Genomic DNA, 19879 nt, shown 5'->3' with positions numbered 1-19879 from the left:
ACTGCGGAGTGGTAGTTCAGTTGGTTAGAATACCGGCCTGTCACGCCGGGGGTCGCGGGTTCGAGTCCCGTCCACTCCGCCATTATTGAAGAAGCCCTAATCGAAAGATTAGGGCTTTTTTTCGTCTATAGAAAATGGAAATTAGAACCGAATAGACATTACGAGTGGTAGTTTAGTTGATTAGGCTTTTTATTGGAGAGCTTAGCGGCCTGTTACGTCGTGGGTCGCGCTAGTCTTTAGGTGAATAGAAAGTCCCGTTAACGTAGCCATTATTTGAAGAAGCCCCCTCCTTAAGGTAGAGCAGGAAAGATTAGAGCTTTTTTACGTCTGTAGAATAATAAAGCTGACTTCTGACTTTATTCTTAACTAGATGGCTTTATATAGCCCCGTGTGTAGAAATTCTTGTTGTTGATTATCTTTTGTCTCTCGCTGTAAAGACCGATATGTTGAAGCTAAATATGTCATTAATACAGAGAACGAGACATAGGCAATGAGAAAGGTAATGGGAGAGTGGATAATATTATTTGAAAAGACTCCGATAATGCCCACCACTGTAATGATTAGCTTACTGACAACGGCGAATACGAGAAAGCTCATCGTGTATTGTGGCTTCAAAATAGCTTGATAAGCAATGAAGTAACCTATAGTCACCGCTATCATTGCTAAACTAAACCCGATGAAAAATGAATGTACGTGCTCTGTGAATAAAACAGCCATTATTATGGCGATGAGGGTAAAAGTAACCTTTTTCATATCAACTCCTTGTCATGATCAATGACTGCATGATTTACGGTTAAGCTCTCTAACTGCATTATGCGCACTGTTTCTATCTCATATTGTGATCAATGGATGTTATTTAATAATGGCATATCTATTGGCATGGTATTGCTAATATGTTGAAGGTAGAGGTTATGCGGGATTATTTAATAATTACTAGATAAGTGGTTGGTATGTTTTTTTGTTTTTATTGAACTATTTATAGTTCACTTGTTAGTGATTCAAACCCGAGGAATGGTCAGAGATGTGTATTGATAGGTATAAAGTAGAATGAAAATTAGATTGTTATCAAAAGAAAAGGGTAGTAACTAACTACCCTGTCGCGATTACCTAAAAAAACAGGTTTGCGAAATGTAACAGCTGTATAGCATGTTACGATAGGACCCAACAATGAATACGGTAAACAGTGTTTATAAAAGATGCTTATAAAAGAAAGGCTTATACTTTTAGAAACGCTTTCATTTGTAACAGTACGGCTTCTGCTTTTACTTTATCTTCCATTTCAACGAATAAACGTAGTAAAGGCTCAGTACCAGAAAAGCGTGCTAATGCCCAGCCTCCATTTTTAAAATACACTTTAGCGCCATCGGCATAGCTAACTTTTTCTATATCGTAATTGAATTCAGGTAGCTCTTTATCAATATATATTTTGTTATATAAGCGTTCGCGATCTGCTGCTTTAAATATACAGTCACCTTCAGCGGTGTAGGCATAACCATATTTACTGTAGATTTCATCAAGCATTTCAGAGAGTTTTTTGTTAGTTACACTGATCATTTCGACCAATAAACTAGATGCAAAAACACCATCTTTTCCTTTTATATGCCCGCGTATAGTCAAACCACCAGAACTCTCTCCGCCAATTAAAGAGTCATCGGCTTCCATTTGTGAGCTAATATGTTTAAAACCGACAGGCACTTCAAAACATTTTTCATCATGTGCAGCTGCTACTTTATCTAGTAGATGTGTGGTTGCTATATTACGTACAACAGAGCCTTTCCAGCCTTTGTATTCCAACATGTAGTAGTAAAGTAATAGCAGTACTTCGTTGGGATGAATGAAGTTACCTTTTTCATCAATGATTCCGAGGCGATCAGCATCACCATCAGTTCCAATTCCAATGTCATAACCCTCGTGAGCAACTAAGTGCTTTAGACGATATAATGTTGCTGCATTTGGTGATGGCATTAAGCCACCAAAAGACGGATTTTGATCATCATGGATAACATCAACGTCGCAGCGACCTGAAATTAACACTGTTTGTAATGCATTTTTAGCGACACCAAACATAGGGTCAATTAATACTCGCAAGTTAGCTTTCTTAATCGCTTCGATATCAATAAAGTTAATGATTGAGTCGACAAAGGCATTCATAGGATTAATGATTTTGATTGTTTGTGCGTTCAATGCTTCATCAAAATCTATACGTTTAACATCACTATTCGTTAGCCCTTGAACCTGTTGTTCAATTTTTTGCGTAATAATTTCATCCGCATCACGACCACCTTCAATGAAGATCTTAATGCCGTTGTAATCAGCAGGGTTGTGAGAAGCGGTGATACAAGCTGAATATGTTGCACCTATCTCTTTTGATTCGAACATTACGACAGGCGTAGGGACATATTTATCTATAAAACTAACAGTAATTCCATTACCAGCGAGCACTTCTGCAAACCATGCTGCTGCTTTATCGGATAAGAATCGACGGTCGTAACCAATAACAAAACCATTATCGACAACATTTTCGTTATGCATAATATTGGCAAGAGCCTGTGCAACTAATCGAACATTTTCACGAGTAAACTCTTCACCAATGAATGCGCGCCAGCCACCTGTTCCAAACTGAATCATGATGGAACTCCTATTTCTCTCAATCGAAAATTAAAGTGGGGATAAAAGTTATCCCCAAAAATATTTAACCCATTACCACTGTTACAGTATTAACCGTGCCTTCAGCTTGAGGGGCAATTGCCCCATCAACTGTTTCACCGTTTAGCGTAATAGAAGTAATGCCTTTGCTAACATGATTTGGATTTATAACACTGATGTTGTAAGTCGCCCCTCGCCATTGACGCGTAACGTCAAATCCTGGCCATTCAGTTGGGATACATGGGTCGATGATTAAGCCATCAAAGCTTAAACGGACGCCGAGAATAAAATTAGTTGCGGCAATATAAGCCCAACCAGAAGTACCGGTTAACCATGGGTGGTTTGCACGACCATGATCTTGATGATCGCGCCCCATTATGAATTGAACATAGGAGTAAGGTTCCGTTATACGCTTTTCAATCATGTCATTTTGGTTATACGGGTTCAGTGCATCGTAGAATTTCATCGCTTGATTACCGCGACCAAGTTTCGCTTCAGCGACCCAAGCCCATGGGTTCGGATGAGAGAAGATAGCGCCATTTTCTTTAACACCTTGATAAACGCGGGTGACAAAGCCAATGTCATCATTCGGTGTGGCAAAAGAAGGGGCATTTAAGTGAAGGCCATAGTCAGAGTAAAGGTACTCATCGACCGCGTTCATTGCTTTTTCGCCGCGTTCTTGAGTAACTGCACCCGATACAACAGCCCAAGTATTAGACTCTAAATGCACTTTTCCTTCGGTTTGTTCGTTAGTACCTACTTTGTCGCCATGTTTAGTGATACCACGAATATACCAACCACCGTCTTCGTCCCAAAGGTGCTTTTCACAGGCATTTTGTACACCGCCAGCCATATCAGCATAACGCGCAATATCTTCGTCTCTGCCTAAGAATTTAGCGAGGTCGATAAACTCTGTAATTGCCCAGTAATGCAGGAAGGCAACCATTGATGATTCACCGCCTCCAAGATTTAAGCAATCATTCCAATCTGCTCGTAATCCTTTAGCAATACCTGTTCGTCCTACATGTTCAGCTGTGAAATCAAGTGCCGCTTTCATGTGGTCATAAACGGTTGCTTCACCACCATCGGCAAAAGGAATGACTTCATCAAAGAAATCAGTTTCGCCAGTCTCCATAACGTAACGGCAGATAGTCGGTACTAACCATAAGTGATCGTCAGAACAGGTGTCTTCGATACCATGTATCTTATCTTCGTCACTTGGTGTTGGAACGACGGTTGGGGATTTGGATGGTTCAATATTGGCTTTTTCTGGATCAAACCAATCAGGATCAAATAGGTGAAGACCATAACCTGCTTTTACTTGTCCGCGAAGAAGATCGATAAGGCGTTTCTTGGTCATCTCAGGGTTGGAATGAGGAACTGCCATTGCATCTTGTGCTGTATCTCGATAACCAAGACCTGTACGTCCGCCTACTTCAATAAAGGAAGCAAAGCGGGACCACACCACACATGTTTCTGCCTGATATAAGGTCCAGGTATTTAACATGGTATCTAGACCTTCGTTTGGCGATTTTACTTGGAACTTTGCGCAGCGCTCATCCCAATGAGCTTTGATACCAGCAAATGCAGCATCAACATTTTCTAAGTTTTGGTATTTAGCGCGCAGTTTAGCGCCATTGCCTTTACCTAAACCTAAGATATAAACAAAACGTACTTCTTCACCGGGTTGAATGACAAATTGTTTATGTAAAGAACCACAATGGTTATAACAAGTTTGGGCGGTATTCGAACACTTACCTTGCTCAACAGCGATAGGGTTTGATTCGTCACGGTATAACCCAAGGAATGAGTCACGTTGACCATCGTAGCTATCAGGATCAAACGTTGAAGCTAGGTAGTAAAAGCCTTCAAATTCATTGGTGTTATAGTAAAGATCGCACTCGATGACACCATCTTCATAAGACGTGCCTGCAGAATATAGGCTCATCTGGTGGTTTTGGTTATCAGACTCTATGTGACTGAATGAAAACTCAACAAATGAAAATGCGCTGATTGTTCGCGGCTTGTCACTGTCATTTTTGATGACAACATCCCATACTTCAGCATCTTCGCCTTTTGGGACGAAAAGAGTTTTTGACGCTGTAATACCGTTGTATTCACATTTGAATTTTGAGTAAGACAAACCATGACGAACTTCGTAGCTTGCTTCATCAAGACTTTTTGCCACTGGCTGCCAAGAAATTGACCAGTAATCTCCCGTTTCATCATCACGGAGATATACATAGTGACCAGGGCGATCAAAAGATGCATTTGGACGAAATTTGGTTACGCGATTGTATTCAGGTGAATTGTAAAATGAGTAACCACCTGCATTATGTGAAATTACAGTACAGAATTTCTCAGTACCAAGATAGTTAGTCCATGGTGCTGGCACATCTGGACGAGTGATAACGTACTCTCTGTTGTCATTATCAAAATAACCGTATTTCATTATTTCTAATCCTTTTAAATATTTACTTTCCGTGAGTGGTTATTCACAGCGGCGGTAGTTTATGCCCGCTTTATCTAAGTAGCTGAGTTGACCTTTAAGGCGTGCTTTAAAGTCATCCCAATTGCGTTGTTTTGGCTGGCTCCAACATACTTCAGCGATTGCTAATAAGCGTGGAAAAAGCATGTATTCGAAACGGCTTTGATTATTGATAAGTTCGCACCACAACCCGGCTTGAATACCGATGATGCGTTGATGTGCTGGATCCTCAGTGCTTAATTTAGAAAATGGTTGGTAGCTATACACTGTTTCTAGAGGGACTTTTCCGGCCCAATCTACCCCGGGTTCATCGGCAGAGAATCCTTGCGCTAAATCGAGATATGTATATTGAGCTGGTTGCATGATGACGTCATAGCCTTGTTGGGCTGAAATCAACCCTGCGTCTTCGTTTTGCCAAGAGAAGATCATGGTCTCTTTACTGACTTTGTCGCCTTTGGTTACTTCTTCCCAGCCCATCATTCGCTTGCCTTTTGCTTGAATAATACCTTCAGCAAATTTAAGTAAATGACCCTGTAGCTCAATTGGGTTTTGGTATCCGTGTTGCTGCATTAATTGCTGACAACCTTCACTGTCGGTCCACACTCCCTTTGGTACTTCATCACCACCGACATGAATATATGGTGCCGGAAACAAGTCACAAATCTCATTTAATACCGTAGAGATGAAGGTGTAAGTGCCTTCAAGTGCTGGTGATAGCACGTTATCGGAATAACCCTGAATACTGCGATAAACGGAATGATCATTAGGATCGATAAGTAAATCGGGCAATGACTTTATGGCAGCACGGCAGTGGCCTGGAATATCGATTTCTGGAATGATCGTGATCCCACGATCATGTGCGTAAGCAATCAGATCTCGAACCTCTGCTTTACTATAAAAGCCACCGTAACGTTGATCTATTGTGGTGAATTGAGGCTGAACTTCTTCATTCGGACCACGCCATGCACCAATATTTGTCAGTTCAGGGTAGGCGTCTATTTCGATGCGCCACCCTTCATCGTCGGTGAGATGCCAATGGAAAGTATTGAACTTGTAGCGAGCTAATTGATCAAGTAAGTGCTTGATTCGTTTGGTTGAATGGAAGTGTCTAGAACAATCTAGCATCATACCGCGGTATGAATAATAAGGTTGATCGTCAATTTCAACCATGGGAATAACATAAGCTGCAGAGGCATCGTGACGAGGTGCTATTGGTATTAATTGCAACAAACTTGATGCCGCATTCACAAAACCAGATTCAGTGCTAGCTTGAAGCCAAATATCATCTTGTTCGATCAGAATACGGTAGGCACCGTTTATGAAATCGGCGTGATATTGAAAATGTATATTACCGTTATCGCTAATTGGCAGTGCATCGTGTAGCTGCTTTTCTAGCTCGCTTTGTAACCAGCGCACAGCACCTTGTGCCATCGTATCTGGTGTAGTAATCGCGGTGTGTTGAGTGAATGCAAATTCACCGCCTAATACTTTCAGTTGATTTGGCTCTGGAATTAAATTGATTGCTTTTGCCGCTGGTAAGGGGGTTGTTAGTCTTTCTATTGCGGGTTGGCCTAAGTCGATGCAAGTGACCTTAACAGCTCGCGGGATGATGGTATCGTCATCGGTATTAATCGCCAGGAAAGCGTCGAGAATACCATCATCATGTAACGTAAACGGACTCGTCCCCATTGAAAATTCAGTATAAAAATGGCTATTGGGTGCCAATTGCTCAGAAGAATTAGGCGATAAAGTACAGTAACTGCCTAGTTGAGTTATCGACCCATTAGAGATTGATTCTGATTTAATCCAACGGCCAACCGTAAAATGCAGAGACCAATTATCTACTGGTTGTTCAGTAAGGTTATGTAATGTAAGAGCAAAACGAGATTCATTCTCTGTTTTGCTGATTACGGTAAAGTCGACACGATAACTCATAATAACCTCTTAAAGTGGATACAGGTTGTGAGAGCTTTTAGCCATGGCGATAGCACCATCCATCGCATCACCTTGCGGTGTCGCAATACGGCGTTGAAGAGGCGGAGCTAGCCAAGCATGAATGCGTTCGGCAATACTGCCCATTAAGCAAATCTTATCGGCACCACGGTGAATTAAGACATTCATCAACATTGAAATATCTGATGCAGTTTGCTGTAACATGGAAATCGCAAGCTCATCGCCTTCAGATGCATAAGCAAAAATAGCAGGAGAAAATTGACCATAATCACAAGGTCTTGCTGTTTTAGACCAGCTAACAATCGCGTCAATATCATGGTTAAAATGCGTCAATACATGCTGAGATAGTGCTGTTTGAGGAATAATGCCATCAGCACTTAGTAATACTTGCTGAATAAGACGAAGCCCCATCACAGCTCCGCCTCCTTGATCTGAAATTGGGAATTCTCGACCTCCAACAATGTGCTGTTCGCCATTGTGTAAGAAAATACCGCATGATCCTGTGCCTGCAATTAGAATGGCGCCATCATGACCATTCCAAGCACCTAAGCAAGCCCCGTAAGCATCGGTATTTAAAGTGACCGTTGCGTAAGGATGCGATTGCGCCATAAAGGCATACCAAGCACTCTTTTGTTCAGCACCAGCCAGCGCAAGCCCAACAGACATCAATTTAAAATCAGAAGGTAATAGTTGCGCTTGGGCGGCAGCTGTTGCAATGGCATCTTGTATTGAAGCCATTGCGATATCACCCCCTAATAGAATATTGGCACTGCCTGTTTTTGCTTCACCTAAAGTATTACCGTTTAGATCGCAAATGCGTGCACGACAAGATGTACCACCGCCATCAACACCCACATAGTATTGAATATTACTAAACATGATTTCGCTCCTTGAATTGCATAGTGATCGCCAGTAAATACCAAGCGCCATGTGGGATCCATTGTTCTCCCCAACGCCAGTTTTGTAGCATGTCATCCCTTTGTTTTTCAGGTTTAAATGCTATGCCTTGTTCATTTTCAAAGCCGGAAGTAATGCCATTACATACGCCGCCTTTTGCATTACTGAAACCGAGTTCTGGTAGATAGTCGGGGTTATTACGACCATGACCATCAAGCATGCACATATCGAATGGATTTAAGCCTAAAATCCAATCAGTTAAGCGATGGGCATAGGTCATTAATTGGCTTTTTATTTCGTTATCATTAATGGTATTTTGTGCCATATAAGCCATGGTAATGAGTGATGCGATACGGGCGTTTTCTCCCTGCCACCAATAACCTGTTTCATTTTCGTGTGGCATAAAGAAAGCAGATTGTTTGTCCCCATTTACCGCTTTAGTGTATTGACGGGGATAACCAAATGGATTGTTCACTTCATGGGTAATTGATAACTCGAAACTCAACGCATTTAGCAATACAGATTGGCATTGCTCAGCTCGCTGGGCATGTGTTTCTATCTGTAAATATTGCATTAAGGCTATGGCTGGTAAACCAGCTTCTGCTGCATGAAAGTACGGTCGGCTGCCATCATCGTTAGCTGCCCAATAGTGAGCAAAATTATGGTCTGACATTTGGCGAGCCATTAATTTATCAGCCCAGATTCGAGCTTCAGCTAAGAAGTTATTTTCTTGAGTAGAACGATATAACTCAACAGATGCTAATAACGCACAATATTCATCAATAATATTTTCTTTTCCGTTATCGAGATATTGATGATTCATTTCTTTTAGGTGCCAATAGCCTTTTTTAGCAGCCTCTAAATACGTGTTTGTTTTAATATCACCACACTGTGGAATGCGAGAGGTTGATGCTAAGTTTGATAAGCGTGACGCTGCTGCTAGAGCGGCAATAGCGACGCCTGCTCCTTGGCGAAATCCCGCTTGGTAATCAGCAGACTTATGACCATCTTGGGTTGAGAAAGCACAGATTTCACGTTGCTCTGTCGATTTACTCCACTTGTCGAATACTGTCATATAGAAGTAGCCTTGCGGATGTTGCATTCGCAGTAAAAAGTCAGCGCCATAAAGCGCTTCTTCGACTAAACGAACGCGGGTAAAATCAGCAATGCTTTCTTCGTCTTCTAGTACCTCGTATGCTGTTAGCATGTTCCAAACAACCATGGGTGTTTGTTGAGGGTTTAAATAATCACCATAAGATAAGTGACTGAAATATTTACTCACGTCACCTGATGCATCATACCAACCACCATGTACATCAACGGTTTCGTTAGTGCCGAATAACGGCACTTTCTTATCAGCACATTCGTAAGTTCCAGAACAACGTTGAGATTTAAAATAATGTAAAACATCACTGAAGGTGTTTTGCATTAATAGCCCCTCGGCCACACGAAAAGAGGCTGACTCGGTGTCACCCACCCGAATACGATAGTCGCCACAAATATTTAATGCAGTGAAATCGATAGAGTAGGTGTCACCGATATGCCATTGTGCAACCGGACCACAGGCCTGAAGGGGCAGCTGCATAATGGATTGACCGCTTTGGCAACAGATGAGATCTGCATGATGCAATGCAAGCGCTGGCTGTGCCTGCAATATTGCTTGTTTTGCCCCAAGGCGTTCATAACCAAGATGATTCGTTAACAGCTGCATGTATCCTCCGATTTGTAACTTAGTTACTATTTTTAATACGATTAATTTTCAAATAAATAGCAACGTACAAAGTGGTTGTCTGATAATTGAGATATTTCAGGTAGCTTTTCTCGGCATTTATCCATTGCATGAGTACAACGACCAGCAAACGGACAACCTAGGCTCTCTGGTGTCCACAATGGGATTTCACCTTTATTACCTTTTAACTTGGTATGGATTGATTTACTTGGATCGGGCACAGCTGAAACAAGCAGTTGGGTATATGGATGTTGAGGATCGTGAATGATCTCTTCGGTATCTCCCCATTCAACCATGTGACCGACGTACATAACGGCAAGGTCTTCAGCTATGTAACGGGCTGTGGCAATATCGTGAGTGATATAAAGCAGCGCCATTTCACGCTCAAACTTCATTTCTTCCATTAAGTTAAGTACACCTGCACGGATAGAAACATCCAGCATGGAAGTGGGTTCATCAGCCAGTACGACTTCAGCACCCACTGCAATATTACGCGCTAAATTGACACGCTGACGTTGACCGCCTGATAGCTGGTGAGGGAATTTCTCCGCCGTTGCTTTAGGCGGGATTAGTCCAACCTGTTCAAGCAAGCTATATACTTTTTCTTCCAATTCTTTTTTATTACTTGGCGATACTTTTTTATGGATCAGTAATGGTCGAGCAATGTGATGGAAAATAGTATGGGTTGGGTTTAGTGAGCCAAATGGGTCTTGCCATACCATCTGTACACCCTGGCGGAACTGCATTAAATCACGGTGCTTGGTGATCTCTGCAATATCGCGACCATAATGCTCAATGTGCCCCCCTGTTGGTGGATACATTTTTGCAATCATTTTAGCGGTGGTTGATTTCCCTGAACCCGATTCGCCAACCACGGCCAAGCCGCGGCTTTTGTACATTTTGAATGACACGTCGTTGATTGCACGCATCTTGGATTTCTTTAATGAGTTACTATTGACCTCAAAATCTTTAATCAGATTTTTACCTTCAATAATTGGTTGTCCGACAGGTTTGTTCATAATGCCTCCCAATAACTTCCTATTTTTTATTAACTGCTTTTATTGAATAGGTGGCAGTTTGATAAACGACCTGGTTCAAGTTGGCGTAATTTAGTGGGCGTGCTGAAACAGGCGTCATAGGCTTTGCTACAGCGCGCTTGAAAACGGCAACCTTGAGGTATTTCCAACAAGTTCAATGGATTACCAGGGATGCCAGTGAGCCGAGTTTTAGGTCCGGTCAGTGGTGGAAATGAATTTCCCAACCCTTCGGTGTAAGGGTGGAAAGGTTGTTCAAGTATTTGTTTTGATGGCGCAACTTCGATCAGCTCACCAGAATACATAATGCCAATACGATTTGAGAACTCGACCATCAGCGATATATCATGGGTAATAAATAGTATCGAGAAGCCAAATTCTTCTTTTAGTGCATAGATTTTTTGTAGAATTTCACGTTGCACCACAACATCCAAGGCTGTTGTTGGCTCATCCATGATGATCATTTTCGGATTCAGTGCCAGTGCGATAGCTATTACCAGACGTTGGCGCATACCCCCCGAGAACTGGTGCGGGTAGTCGCGCAGACGATTAGGGTGAATATCAACAATTTCTAGCAGCCCTTCTGCACGACGAATCGCTTGCTTACGGCTCATGTTAGTGTGACGCATTAGCACGTCGCAAAATTGCTCTTCCAGTGTGAGTACTGGGTTCAGTGCGTTCATAGCACTTTGGAATACCATTGACATCTGACTCCAGCGAAAAGCTGTCATATCAGCTTCGCTGTGTTTTAAAATGTCACCGTGACCGTCAAAGATAACTTCGCCGCCAGTGATAAATGCGGGTGGCTTATGCAGACGCATTAATGCCATTGCCACGGTTGATTTACCGCAGCCAGACTCACCGGCCAAACCGAATATCTCGCCTTTACCGATGTCAAAGCTGACATCGTTCACTGCACGTACATCGCCAGCTTCTGTGATGTAGTCAACACAAAGGTTACGAATGGAGATTTGTGGATTAGTCATTACTGTTCTCCTCCCTGAAAGGCTGGCTGAGCTGCTTTAAGTGCCGCTTTATGAGCTTTTTTATTCTGTTTTTCCATTTTTTCCCAGCGGCGCATGCCTTTGTGAGAACGCAGTTGTGGGTTTGCTATTTCATCTACCGCAAAGTTAAGCAGAGCAAGACCGACTGCAATAAATATGAGTGCTATACAAGGTACTAATAGCTCCCACCATGCACCGACGAGCATCGAAGAGGATGTTTGAACGTTGTACAGCATCATGCCCCAACTGATAGTGCTCGGATCACCTAGACCTAGATACGATAATGTTGCTTCGGTCATAATTGCCAGCATGACAGAGCCGATGAAGCTGGCACCAACGATAGAAATAAGGTTCGGTAATATTTCAACAAAGATGATACGTACGCGTGACTCACCTAATACTTCAGCGGCTTTAATAAATTCTTTCTCTCTTATTGATAAGGTTTGCGCTCTAACGACACGTGCCCCCCATGCCCAGGCGGTTATCCCGATAACCAATGCGATGGTTTCAGGTCCTGCTTTACCAATGAAGGCGGCGAGAACAAACAATAAAGGTAGCTGTGGTATTACTAGCATGATGTTCATGGCGGCAGAGAGAATGTCATCAACTCGACCTCCGAAGTAACCGGCTGAAACACCTACCAGCGTTGCCAAAAAGCACACCATTAAGCCAGCGCCAAAGCCGACAGCAAGTGAGGTACGTGCGCCGTACACAACTTGCGACCAAACATCACGTCCCAGTCGAGTGGTGCCTAGTACGTGTTCGGCATCTTTTGACATCCGTAAAGTACGAGGGTTATCGGCAAGATTTTCGGCAACCCAACCATCAGGGTTATTCTGTGCGGCCTTAACGACAAACGCAGGGTATTCATGCGGACTACCCGTTCTCTTGTTAGGGGCATGCTCAGTAATGAATGGGGCAAAAATAGCGGCCAAGACAAATAGGATGATAATGCTTAAGCCTGCAAGGGCTTTCGGGTTACCAGAAAGTAGCTTAATTAAACCTTTCATAATTATTTACCTCCTTTACGTAGGCGAGGGTCAAGTGCCACGATGAGGATGTCGGCCATGAAGTTAAAGAACAGCATAAATAGGGTCATGATAAGTAGCTGGCCTTGCAAAACTTGATAATCACGCGCGTTAATTGCGTTAAGAAGAACAGTACCTAATCCTGGATAGTTAAAGATCATCTCGATAATTAGCTGACCGCCAATTGCCAGACCAAGTGCCATTGAAAGAGCTGTTACACTAGGCAGCAGGGCGTTTCGTGCTGCGTAGTTGAATACCACGCGGTTTTCACTTAGCCCTTTACCTTTGGCCATGGTGATATAGTCTTCATTTAGCAGGTTGATCATGTTGTTACGCATGTTGATCAAGAAGCCGCCAATTTGGATGATAGTGGCACAGAAGAGAGGTAACACGGCGTGGTAGAGCACATCTTTAATAAATGCAAAACTGGTCCAGTCAGGTGTTGTACCTGGGGTATACGCATAAGTAGAAGGGAACCATTTCGTACCGATTGCAAAGGTGTACAGCACCAACATGGCTACCACCACAGGAGGAACAGCTTGAATAACCATCATCCCTGGTGAAATGAAGGTATCGTATTTACTGCCTCGCTTCCAAGCAGCGAAGATACCGAGGGTCGAACCTAAGCAGAAGGCTAAAATAACCGCTGTACCTGCGAGGAATAACGACCACCCTACCGCTCCAGCCATGACATCATTTACGGTCTGCGGGAAGGTTTGAATTGAGATACCTAGATCCCAAGAAAGAATTCCTTGGAGGTAGATAAAATATTGTTGGTAAATAGGCCCATCGACAAAGCCCAATAGTTGCTTCATTGCTGCGATACGTTCAGGTGTTACCTGTACCGATGCGTTAGCAAACATCATTGTTACCGGATCACCAGGCATTGCTCGCGGTAAAATAAAGTTGAGCGTTATCGCAAATAAAAGTGCTATCAGATAAAACGATAGCCGGCGTATAAAAAATCCCATAACTCACACCTTAATCATCCAGCATTTGTTCCCTGTGCTAGATTCAGGACAGAAATCCCCCTGACGCAGAGCGCCATCACTTTTAAATTGTGGGGGGAAAGAGGCGGTGCGCAATGTGTGCACCGCAAGTTAATACCTAAATTATGCTTTAGGCTTTAGATCAAGTACTTGTAGCAGACGTTCTTGAGTGTTGGTGATAGGCATTGGACGGCCTTTCGGATTATTCTCGTTCCACCAGCCCGTAAAGCGCGAGGTGTTGTATTGAGAAGTGTACGCACCAGACATGACTGGTACTGTTACTTGGTTTTCAGCAATGATTTTTTGGATTTTGTGAGCGATCTTAACTTGCTCACCACGGTCTGCTGTTTTGTAGAAACCGTCAAGCAGATTATCTAGCTCAGCATTTTTCCAGTAATGAAGTGCAAAGCGAGGCATTCCTTCGTTAGCTTGGAAACGTGAGTGATAAGCACTGTCCCAGTAGGTGTAAGGATCTGCACCGTGGAAGTAGTTGGTGTAAGCAACATCGTATTTAGCATCAAGCATTGCTTGGTTATAAATTGAGAAGTCAGGGGTACTTGATTCTGCTTTGATCCCCACCTCTTCAAGCATTTCTACACCGAGCTGTACCGTGTTGTTGAAGTCAGTCCAACCACTTGGTGATTGAATTGCTAGCTCAAGTTTTTTGCCTGTTGGGGTCTCAACGAAACCGTCACCATCGATATCTTTAAAGCCCGCTTTTTTCAGCAATGCTTTTGCAGCATCAATATTGTAGGTATTGAATGGTTTGTACTTGTTATGAACAGCTTCATCTGACCATGCCTCGAAGGCCTGACCTAGACCTGAAGCGTAATCGTTTACTACACCACCGCCGTAGAATGCGATATCGATGATAGTTTCACGATCGATGGCCATAGAGAAAGCACGGCGGAAGTCAACGTTGTTGATCGCTTCATTGTTGCCCGCATTCGGTGATTTGTAGTTGAATATAAAGGCCTGGCTACCACCTGCAGGGTACCAGTATTTATTATCCGGGCTAGCTGCAGCGTAAGTGCTGTCAACATCAGGGATGAATGAGTATGTCCAGTCGTACTGACCGCTTAGTACCTGACCCAAGAACTGATCGTTACCAGCAACTTGTGGTAGACGCAGACAGTCAACATCTAGATTGCTGTTATCCCAGTACTGAGGGTTACGGCACTGAGTGTATAGCTGCGGGGTGAATGTTTCGATTTCAGTAAATGGACCGGTACCTACTGGGTTCTCATTAGTGAAGCGTGTAGGATCTTCTACTTTGCTCCAGATATGTTTAGGAACGACTGATACTTTATTGATCAGGTATGGCACGTTCGAGTTTGCTTCAGTCAGATCGAAAGTAACTTTATCACCAGAAGCAGTCACTGATTTCAGGCGCTGGTTAATACCGGTACGGTCAAGTTCAGGGTGTTTTTTCAGCATGTCATACGTAAATGCAACGTCTTCAGCTGTATACGCTTTACCGTCAGACCATTTCACCCCATCACGGATTACGAAAGTCACCTGCATAAGGTCGTCAGACATGTAGTAGTCTTTCGCCAAACGCATTACTGGCTCGTTACCTTTCAGCTCATTAAATACTACGAGTGGCTCATAGATGAAATCTTGAACGGTATCTAATTGACTTTGAAGGAACGGGTTAAAGTTACGAACAAATGTAGGATAAAATTTTGGTACCATTGTTAGTTCATTGCGTTCAGCTGCAGCGGCAATTGGTGCCGTTAATACTGAAGCGGCTGCGGCAACAACCGCTAACGCTAACTTCGTTTTCTTAATATTGGCAAGCATAGCTGTTCCTTACTTTTGCTTAAGTTTCACTTATGGAAATTGATTGCTCCAAGTGGAGCGCTCGAACCTACTTCGAAGAAACTAATAAAGTATCTTGCGAATGGCCTTGTAGGGTCGAAGTAACCCTAGGAAACTCCGAAATTGAAAAGGCGTCAATGTGGTCGCCCGTTAAAAACGTCAAAAACAGTTTCACTGCTGTTAAAAACGTTAATACCGAGTTGTTGGGTGAAGCTGCTAATGACATTGGTTGTGCTTAATATCACAATTAATTTAAGGCGTTACACGTCTAAAGTTAGTGCCTGCAAACCCCTCGCTTTAGTTTTTATAGGCTTATAGGGCTAGTGCTGAGCGAGTGTGATGTAATGCGAATGACATTAATGAGTTAATTCCCTGCGTGAAATTTTACCGTTTGATTTGTTGTGATTCGCTTCTCATAATTAAAAACAAATTTATCTTTAAGGATGGAACGCCTTACTTTGTTGTAATTTTAAGCATGATGCTGAAGTGTTTAATGATGTTTTTCAGTAACCGAAATGATAATTTTGCACTGGAAATAAGCTCAATGCAGTGATGGGAATGAAGAAATAAAGGGCATACAACTCGTACTTAAAAAGGGAATTATAACCGTATAGATAGACGGTATAAGTAGGACATGGGCATCTTTACATTGGCTTGAATAGCGAGAGAGAACTCAAGGGGTAGATAGCAAAAGACCTGCAAATGGCAGGTCTTAGTGATAGCGACTAAGGGGGGGATTATTGGCTAATAATGTGCTGTAGCTTGTCTCGCATTGTTTGCACTTCATGACGTTCGATGGACGAATCAGTGCAACGTTCTAAGACAAAGTCGATAGTGTTAATGACCGTTCGCCAGCGTGGGGTCTTAGGTAAAGTTTCAACATGCAGGTATTTATCTAGAGTCCGCGTTTGTAAGGTACTCCTATCTAAATATACGCGCCATAAGCCACTTTCTTCCGCTAATTCAAACTTTGTTTTTTGCGAAGCGGTTTCCCAATACTTTAGTGTCGCCTTCATGACTTCAACTAATAGCTCACGAACCATATCAGCCTTATTTTTACCGTTATCCCCCAATTTATCTGCTAGGCGAGTGAATTCTCCACCAAGTTCGCGTAGCTGCTGTAAATTGTGTTTGTCGCCATCGAATGCAAAGCTTGATAAAACGTCGATCGCATCTTCTAGCATTGAAATTCGATGCTGAGCAGATGGACCTTCATTATCAAATACAAACATTCGTTTTAGCCCTGATTCTTCAGGTAAATTGATCACATCAGTCTCGAGTGGTTTTAGATCATCGCCAATCCGGAATGTTAAGCTGCCATTGAAATGATGACTTTGGCTAATATCATTAGGTAAGTGAGTCACTAGAATATCTTCAATATTATAGCGTTCTAGCTGTTCTGGTGAGCGTTTGAATAGCTTCCCTGCCGCACTATTGGCATAGCGAATACGCCCTTCATTTTGTACACAAAGGATGGCTTCATTGGTTGATTCTAGTAACCCAAGCAAACGACTTTGGGTGGTCAATAAGCCGACTTCAACTTGTTCTCTGCGATGAATTTCTTGTTGAAGCGCTGCATTTTTCTGACGTTGTACTTCTGTTTTTCCAGCCTGAAGGTGGGCACTAATACGGGCGATCAATTCTTCTTTATTGAATGGTTTCGTCAGATAATCATTAGCACCCGATTCAAAGCCTTTGATTCTGTCTTGAACTTGCCCTAGTGCTGAGAGCATTATGATCGGGAGCTCTATTAAGGAATATTCTTCGCGTAAAATATGGCATACCTCATAGCCACTCATTTCAGGCATCATAATATCGAGCAGGATTAAGGCAGGCTGTTGTTGTTCAATGATCTTGAGTGCTTGTGGGCCACTGTCTGCGGTTAAAACACGATAACCTTCTAAACGTAAGAAGTTATTCAAGACTTGCAAATTGACGGGTTCATCATCAACGACCAATAGTAATTCACCGTCAGGATTTTCAGGCAAATTTTCGGTTTCACATGTAGTGATTTCTGATGATGGTGCTTGAAAGTGGATTTGACCATTGGTGCTCTGTTGGCTAGCCACAATGTCTTCATTTGACGCTAAATTGAGGGTAAAGCTAAATGTTGTGCCGACCATTGGTTGGCTACTCACATAGAGGTGCCCTCCCATTAAGTCGATTAATTGACGACTAATCGATAACCCCAGCCCAGCGCCCTGACGGTAGTTGGCCAAACCAGTGTTTGCTTGTATTAACGGCTCAAAAATATGTTCCAATTGTTCAGCTGGAATGCCTTGCCCGGTATCGACAACTTGAATGCGTATTTGATTTTCTAATACGGTAGAAGAGAGGATGATCTTCCCTTCAGAGGTATATTTAATTGCGTTACCAACAAGATTATAAAGAATTTGTTCAAGGCGTTGTTCATCAGCCAATACTAACGGTAAGTCATTAGGTATTTGATTGATAATGCGAACAGGCTTACTCCCCAGCAGGTGACTGGATAATTCGAGTACCAAGCGTACTGCGGAGGGTAGGTTTACAGCGTACTTATTAATATCGAGATCACCGTAGCGCATTTTATGGTAATCAAGCAGATCGTCCACGAGGTTTGTTAAACGTTGACCGCTATTGATGATCATCTCTAATTGACGACGTTGTGATTTTTGAATCGGACCATTTGCACCCGCTAAAAGTGATTCAGCAATGCCGACCATACCGTGTAGTGGTGTACGTAATTCATGTGATGTTGTTGCTAGGAATTCATCTTTTAATTTATCAGCTGCTTGAAGGTTTTCATTTTGCTGGCTAATGACTTTTAAATTTTGTTCTAGCTCGTTATTTTGGTCTCGAATGAGTGTGATCTTCTCTCTGATTGAGCGTTGCATTCGAGCGAAACTGATTGCTAATCGCCCGATTTCATCGCTGCGCTCTGTGCCTTTTATTTCTTGTTCTAAATCGCCAGCAGAGGCGCGTTCTGCTGCCCATGTTAAGCGTAGAAGTGGGGCGGTAATAGAGTTTGATAACCAGTGAGAAGAGATAAATACCAACACAATGGCTGTTAACATGGCAAAGAAGAAAAGCTTTTCTAGTTGATGGATACGTGCAAAGGCTTCTTTTTCGGGTAATTCAACCAACAGGGCCCAGGTGGTTCCCATAACATTGATCTGCGAGAAGGCACTGAGAACAGAGACATTGTTGTAATTGTTAAAACTACCTACACCACTTTCTCCTGCTAGTGCAGCATCAATTTTTTGGCTTGTTAAAGTGGCTGGAGCGTTTTTCCCGTCTGTGATACGTGATTTATGATCGGGACCAATAAGTAACGTCTGAACGAAATTTGTGCTTAAGTTCGCATTCTTAATTAAGTCACTGATCGTTTTATTCTTTAGCTTAAAAAATACGTAGCTATGTAAATAACCTTGTTGAATGATAGGGGCTGCAAACCAAGCTGTATATTCTTTGCTAAAGGGATCGTGACTGAAATCAGTGAACACGACAGGGACGACATCGGGCTCCAATTGGTGCTTCTTCGTTTTGGCTTGGATCTTGGTAAAGGTTTCTTTTAATGCGAGAGAAGGGTTGTTATCGTCCAGTAAATTGGAACCAAATTTATTATGCTGAAAAACGGAATACACCACATTGCCGTTTATATCGACCAACATAATGTCACTAAAAGCTGAGCGTTTTAGGTATTCTTCATAAGCTCGGTTATAGCGTTTATACATTAGACGATAACGTTCGTGACCAACGAAACTTGCTGAATTGTCGCTAGAAAAGTTTTTATTTTTGGTTGTCAGCGTTTCTTTGAAGTAACGGCTGCTGGTTGTACCTTTTAATAAGGTGTCAATTTCTCCCAATTGATTGAAAGCGCCGACTAAGCCATAGAATCGCCCGCCACTGGCATTTGACAGTTCAGAACGTGCGAAGCTTTGTGCATCCAACTCTCTGGCGGTAAAAAAGTTATTGAGCTGCTTTTGCTTATTATCGAGTAAGGATGCGAGATGATTAGTGCTTTGTTCAGCAAGGTCTTTAGTGTGAGAATTAAGAAAAAAGAATGCCGAGAGTGTTAGTGGGGTAATACTAAGCACTAAAAAAGCCAACATTAAAGTATGCTGGAGACGTTTAAATCGTTTGGTATTCTGCATTCCTGTGCCTGAATGTATGGTATGTGAACCGATTAAAGTCGACTATCTACGTATAAAAAAGCCTAAGTAAAGTTGTCGTTGGTGAGTAGATTTTGACGTTTATATGTATGTTAAAATAAACATATATAGCATTAGCTAATCAGTAAGATCCTATGCA

At 42.5% G+C, this 19879-nt stretch carries 12 protein-coding genes and 1 tRNA gene; 1 reads left to right on the top strand and 12 read right to left on the bottom strand.

Annotation, left to right across the window (positions count from 1 at the left end; translation table 11 throughout):
- Positions 1-5 precede the first annotated feature (5 nt).
- Positions 6-82: transfer RNA gene (locus C9J12_RS19995), tRNA-Asp, on the top strand.
- A 284-nt stretch (positions 83-366) separates the two neighbouring features.
- On the opposite strand, the gene C9J12_RS19990 is transcribed toward C9J12_RS19995, so the two are convergent.
- The 12 genes from C9J12_RS19990 to C9J12_RS19935 all read right to left on the bottom strand — a co-directional run bounded on the left by C9J12_RS19990 (position 367) and on the right by C9J12_RS19935 (position 19722).
- Entirely contained in the window at positions 367-753 is a 387-nt protein-coding gene (locus tag C9J12_RS19990) for a hypothetical protein (protein WP_107244311.1), read from the bottom strand.
- 462 nt (positions 754-1215) lie between these two features.
- On the bottom strand, positions 1216-2628 hold the full coding sequence (locus C9J12_RS19985) for a phosphoglucomutase/phosphomannomutase family protein (protein WP_107244310.1): 1413 nt from the start codon (positions 2626-2628) through the stop codon (positions 1216-1218).
- Between the two features lie 64 nt (positions 2629-2692).
- On the bottom strand, positions 2693-5098 hold the full coding sequence (locus C9J12_RS19980; RefSeq protein WP_107244309.1) for a GH36-type glycosyl hydrolase domain-containing protein: 2406 nt from the start codon (positions 5096-5098) through the stop codon (positions 2693-2695).
- A gap of 39 nt (positions 5099-5137) precedes the next feature.
- Complete coding sequence (locus C9J12_RS19975) at positions 5138-7069, bottom strand: beta-N-acetylhexosaminidase (protein WP_107244308.1); 1932 nt, start codon at positions 7067-7069, stop codon at positions 5138-5140.
- A 9-nt stretch (positions 7070-7078) separates the two neighbouring features.
- A complete protein-coding gene (locus C9J12_RS19970; protein WP_107244307.1) occupies positions 7079-7966 on the bottom strand; it encodes a BadF/BadG/BcrA/BcrD ATPase family protein in 888 nt (295 codons plus the stop codon).
- On the bottom strand, positions 7959-9695 hold the full coding sequence (locus tag C9J12_RS19965) for a glycoside hydrolase family 9 protein (protein ID WP_107244306.1): 1737 nt from the start codon (positions 9693-9695) through the stop codon (positions 7959-7961). The genes C9J12_RS19970 and C9J12_RS19965 overlap by 8 nt, the downstream gene beginning before the upstream one ends.
- 41 nt (positions 9696-9736) lie before the next feature.
- Positions 9737-10732, bottom strand: a complete 996-nt coding sequence (locus C9J12_RS19960; protein ID WP_107244305.1) for an ABC transporter ATP-binding protein — start codon at positions 10730-10732, stop codon at positions 9737-9739.
- Between the two features lie 29 nt (positions 10733-10761).
- Complete coding sequence (locus tag C9J12_RS19955) at positions 10762-11733, bottom strand: ABC transporter ATP-binding protein (RefSeq protein ID WP_011217298.1); 972 nt, start codon at positions 11731-11733, stop codon at positions 10762-10764.
- Complete coding sequence (locus C9J12_RS19950; protein WP_107244304.1) at positions 11733-12761, bottom strand: ABC transporter permease; 1029 nt, start codon at positions 12759-12761, stop codon at positions 11733-11735. Before C9J12_RS19950 ends, C9J12_RS19955 begins: the two co-directional genes overlap by 1 nt.
- Before the next feature lie 2 nt (positions 12762-12763).
- Positions 12764-13750 (bottom strand): ABC transporter permease, encoded by a 987-nt coding sequence (locus C9J12_RS19945; RefSeq protein ID WP_107244303.1) that lies wholly within the window; start codon positions 13748-13750, stop codon positions 12764-12766.
- Between the two features lie 141 nt (positions 13751-13891).
- Entirely contained in the window at positions 13892-15571 is a 1680-nt protein-coding gene (locus tag C9J12_RS19940; RefSeq protein WP_107244302.1) for an ABC transporter substrate-binding protein, read from the bottom strand.
- A 755-nt stretch (positions 15572-16326) separates the two neighbouring features.
- Positions 16327-19722, bottom strand: a complete 3396-nt coding sequence (locus C9J12_RS19935) for a hybrid sensor histidine kinase/response regulator (RefSeq protein ID WP_170111830.1) — start codon at positions 19720-19722, stop codon at positions 16327-16329.
- Between the last annotated feature and the right edge of the window lie 157 nt (positions 19723-19879).

This window comes from Photobacterium frigidiphilum, from assembly GCF_003025615.1.
GTDB lineage: Bacteria > Pseudomonadota > Gammaproteobacteria > Enterobacterales > Vibrionaceae > Photobacterium > Photobacterium frigidiphilum.
This window is presented reverse-complemented; position numbering and strand designations above follow the sequence as displayed.

Bases quoted from the DNA above. Each gene is read 5' to 3' on its own strand.
- C9J12_RS19990 (WP_107244311.1), bottom strand. From the start codon at position 753: ATGAAAAAGGTTACTTTTACCCTCATCGCCATAATAATGGCTGTTTTA.
- C9J12_RS19985 (WP_107244310.1), bottom strand. From the start codon at position 2,628: ATGATTCAGTTTGGAACAGGTGGCTGGCGCGCATTCATTGGTGAAGAG.
- C9J12_RS19980 (WP_107244309.1), bottom strand. From the start codon at position 5,098: ATGAAATACGGTTATTTTGATAATGACAACAGAGAGTACGTTATCACT.
- C9J12_RS19975 (WP_107244308.1), bottom strand. From the start codon at position 7,069: ATGAGTTATCGTGTCGACTTTACCGTAATCAGCAAAACAGAGAATGAA.
- C9J12_RS19970 (WP_107244307.1), bottom strand. From the start codon at position 7,966: ATGTTTAGTAATATTCAATACTATGTGGGTGTTGATGGCGGTGGTACA.
- C9J12_RS19965 (WP_107244306.1), bottom strand. From the start codon at position 9,695: ATGCAGCTGTTAACGAATCATCTTGGTTATGAACGCCTTGGGGCAAAA.
- C9J12_RS19960 (WP_107244305.1), bottom strand. From the start codon at position 10,732: ATGAACAAACCTGTCGGACAACCAATTATTGAAGGTAAAAATCTGATT.
- C9J12_RS19955 (WP_011217298.1), bottom strand. From the start codon at position 11,733: ATGACTAATCCACAAATCTCCATTCGTAACCTTTGTGTTGACTACATC.
- C9J12_RS19950 (WP_107244304.1), bottom strand. From the start codon at position 12,761: ATGAAAGGTTTAATTAAGCTACTTTCTGGTAACCCGAAAGCCCTTGCA.
- C9J12_RS19945 (WP_107244303.1), bottom strand. From the start codon at position 13,750: ATGGGATTTTTTATACGCCGGCTATCGTTTTATCTGATAGCACTTTTA.
- C9J12_RS19940 (WP_107244302.1), bottom strand. From the start codon at position 15,571: ATGCTTGCCAATATTAAGAAAACGAAGTTAGCGTTAGCGGTTGTTGCC.
- C9J12_RS19935 (WP_170111830.1), bottom strand. From the start codon at position 19,722: ATGCAGAATACCAAACGATTTAAACGTCTCCAGCATACTTTAATGTTG.